At 64.4% G+C, this 2,794-nt stretch carries 2 protein-coding genes and 1 pseudogene; all 3 read right to left on the reverse strand.

What is annotated here, in order from left to right; genetic code table 11:
- Positions 1 to 747 (reverse strand): annotated as a pseudogene (locus tag IEZ15_RS43620) (IS5 family transposase); the annotation flags it as partial.
- A 186-nt stretch (positions 748 to 933) separates the two neighbouring features.
- Positions 934 to 1,611 carry a DUF6461 domain-containing protein gene (locus tag IEZ15_RS47625; protein ID WP_373302780.1) on the reverse strand — a complete coding sequence of 226 codons (678 nt, stop codon included), beginning with the start codon at positions 1,609 to 1,611 and terminating at the stop codon, positions 934 to 936.
- A gap of 70 nt (positions 1,612 to 1,681) precedes the next feature.
- Entirely contained in the window at positions 1,682 to 2,686 is a 1,005-nt protein-coding gene (locus IEZ15_RS43625) for a NucA/NucB deoxyribonuclease domain-containing protein (protein ID WP_189282472.1), read from the reverse strand.
- Positions 2,687 to 2,794: the final 108 nt, after the last annotated feature.

The following is a 2,794-nucleotide window of genomic DNA, read 5'->3' on the forward strand; positions in this document are numbered from 1 at the left end:
GCCGGTGGTCGTACTCGCGGGCCAGGCGCCGGTGCAGCAACAGGGTTCCGTTGACCTGTTCCACGATCCACCGCTTGGGCTGCGGGACGAAGCCCTTGCCCTGGTCGGCGGGGTTGCGGCGGACGATCTCGACGTCGATGTCGTTCAGCACGCCGTGGATGACGACCTCGTCCTTGAAGCCCTGGTCCACCAAGGCTTTCTCCAGCCGGTTCCCGCACTTCTCGGCTGCCTGGTCGAGCAGGGCGATGCCGGCGGCGTTGTCGTGGGCGGAGGCCGGCAGGACGACCACGCCGATGACCAGTCCCAGGACGTCCACGGCCAGCCCGCGCTTGACGCCCGACACCTTCTTGTTGACGCCAGTCCCGTCGTGGTCTTCGGGACACCGGCAGCCGCACGCACGGACTGGGTGTCGATGATCACGAGGGACGGGTCCTCTAATCGGCGGGCCTTCTCCCGCACCTGGCAGCGCAGGAGTTCCTGGATCCGCTGGTCCAGGCCGTCCTCGCGCCACAGGCTGAAGTAGTAGAACACCGCCGACCAGGACGGCAGGTCATGGGGAAGGTAGCGCCACTGACAGCCTGTCCGGTTCTGGTAGGAGATCGCGTTCACGACCTCCCGCAGGTCACAGGATCCCCGGTCACCGGTCGCCGACCGTGCTACTCGGTCCTGCTTCCAGCCCGTGATCATTGGCTCCAGCAAGGCCCACTGCTCGTCCGATAAGTCGCTCGGATACGGCTCTCTGTCCATGCCCCGAATCCCAGCATGTCCATGCCCAACGCCAGCCCCGTACTGCAATCAGTCACACGATCGAGCGATCACGAACCGAGGAAGATCGGACTTAACGTCCACTGAGAGGTGAAGGGTGTGAGCACCGTTGCTCGCTGGTCGCCGACGACTCGCGCTGGATCCTGCGCGCAGTCCCAAGAGGTTGAGTCAGCTCGTCTTCGGCGCGTTGAAAGTGCTCACAGAGCCCAGAGGACGGCCCAGGGACGATGCGGCACTACCGCGCATGGTTAGGGGCGCACGTTGCACTGGGTCGGGTGTCCGATCTCCGTCGGATAGGTGAGCGGTGAGCAGAGGACCCGCGATGGTGGCCGTGTCGAGCGAGACACCTGTGTGTTGGGTGATGGCCTGTAGGGCAAGCAGGAGTCCTGTACGCCCCGGAGTCGCTTGATCGTAGGCGCACACGAGATCCCAGAAGTGGCGCTCTCCCTGCGGCATCCTGTCGTTGGCTCCCGGCTCGAAGGACTCGCGCCGCTGACCGTCGCACCAGTACGCCAAGCGGTTCATCCCGTCCCCGCCCCGTAGCAGGGACAACGTTTCGGTGCCTCGCGACAGAGCGCTGAGGGGGCCCCGGCGAGAGCCGACTCCTCCCACGTCCTCAAAGCAGAAGGACCATCCTTGGAGCTTGCCGACGCGCAGCACCGCTCCGCCCCCACGCAGGGCCATGTCGTAGAGGTCGCTCGCCTCGGTGTGGGCAAGCTTTCGCGCTTGGTCGGGTTCTGTCCCATACCGGCGCAGAACCTCGTCCGGCATAAGGCCCTTGGTGAAAGTCACACACCAAAGGGGATAGCGCGGGTCAGTAGCCCATTCCCACTGATCGCCGACCACGGCGACTCCTCTCCCGGGTTCGGAGCACCCCCGGCACGTCTGGGGATGCCCCTCGTACTCCAGGGTTCAGTTAGTTGACGACGTAGACGTTGTACTTCTCGGTGTCGAGGACTCGGTCCCTCTGCACGTATCGTCCAAGGGCTAGACCGGCGTTGCCGTTGTCATCGTTGTTGACATGCCCGCGCGTACAAGGCTCAGTGCCAGTGACCGGCTTGTCCGCCCGCGCCTCGTAGATCTCCCACTGTCCGTTCTCGTACAGCGGGACGATATCAGCGCACAGTGCGCCGTTGGTGCCTCCTTCGTAGGAACGTGCGAAGGGGAACTCGTCGCACGAGTCGTTCGGGACCACGTTGTCCATGTAGACGAAGGGGTCGGAGCTATTGGTGCCGCAGGTGTACCCGCGCCGCGTTGTAGCTGTAGTTTCACTTGGGTCACGACTCAGAGGAGCCCCGTCACGCAGTGCGTTCTGGGTCCAACCGTAGGTGGCCGCGGCACCGCCAAACTCGGCGAGCGAGAACTCGAAATTGGCGCGGACCTCCGGGACAACGCACCCGGGGTTGGCGCTGACCTCATTGTCACAACGGATGGTCCAGGGGTTGTCCCAGTTGACGTTGGGCTGGGTAGGAATGGCACCCGAGGAGACCACATACATGTGGTGCTTGGAGGTGACATTGGCCCGGGCGCCGGAAGCAACGGGGGTGCTGTAGGTGACCGTGCCGGTCGCCGTGCCACCCAAACCAAGGCTCTTCGTGCCGTCCCACGGCCGCGCATCGGTCATGCCGCAGCCGCCGGTACACGCCGCGTCGTAGGAGATGTTGAGGGTCTTCACCTCGCCGGTGACGCTGACGACCTTGACCGTAGTGGTCTCGTCCCAGGTGGTCTTGCTGGCGCTGAGCGTCATGCTGGTTGCGACGTTCATCAGGCCAGTGCCGAGCACGGCACCCTTGTCATTGCGCAGCGTGTAGGTGACCTCCATGCCGTTCAAGCAGATACCGAAGCGAGTGGCGGTGAAAGTGCCGGGCTGGGTGATGTCGCAAGCGCCATTGGCGGCAATGGCCTGGGCAGCGGCGGGCATTGCCTTGAACCGCCCCGGGTTCGGTAGAGATCTCAGATTGTGGTTGTGACCTGGGGTTTCGTGAGTTCCTTGTAGTAGTTGGCTTCGTGCTCGGCGGGTGGGATGTGC

This window comes from Streptomyces atratus (assembly GCF_014648655.1).
Classification (GTDB): domain Bacteria; phylum Actinomycetota; class Actinomycetes; order Streptomycetales; family Streptomycetaceae; genus Streptomyces; species Streptomyces atratus.

Excerpts from the sequence above, each read along its gene's own strand:
- IEZ15_RS43625 (WP_189282472.1), bottom strand. The coding sequence starts at position 2,686 with ATGCCCGCCGCTGCCCAGGCCATTGCCGCCAATGGCGCTTGCGACATC.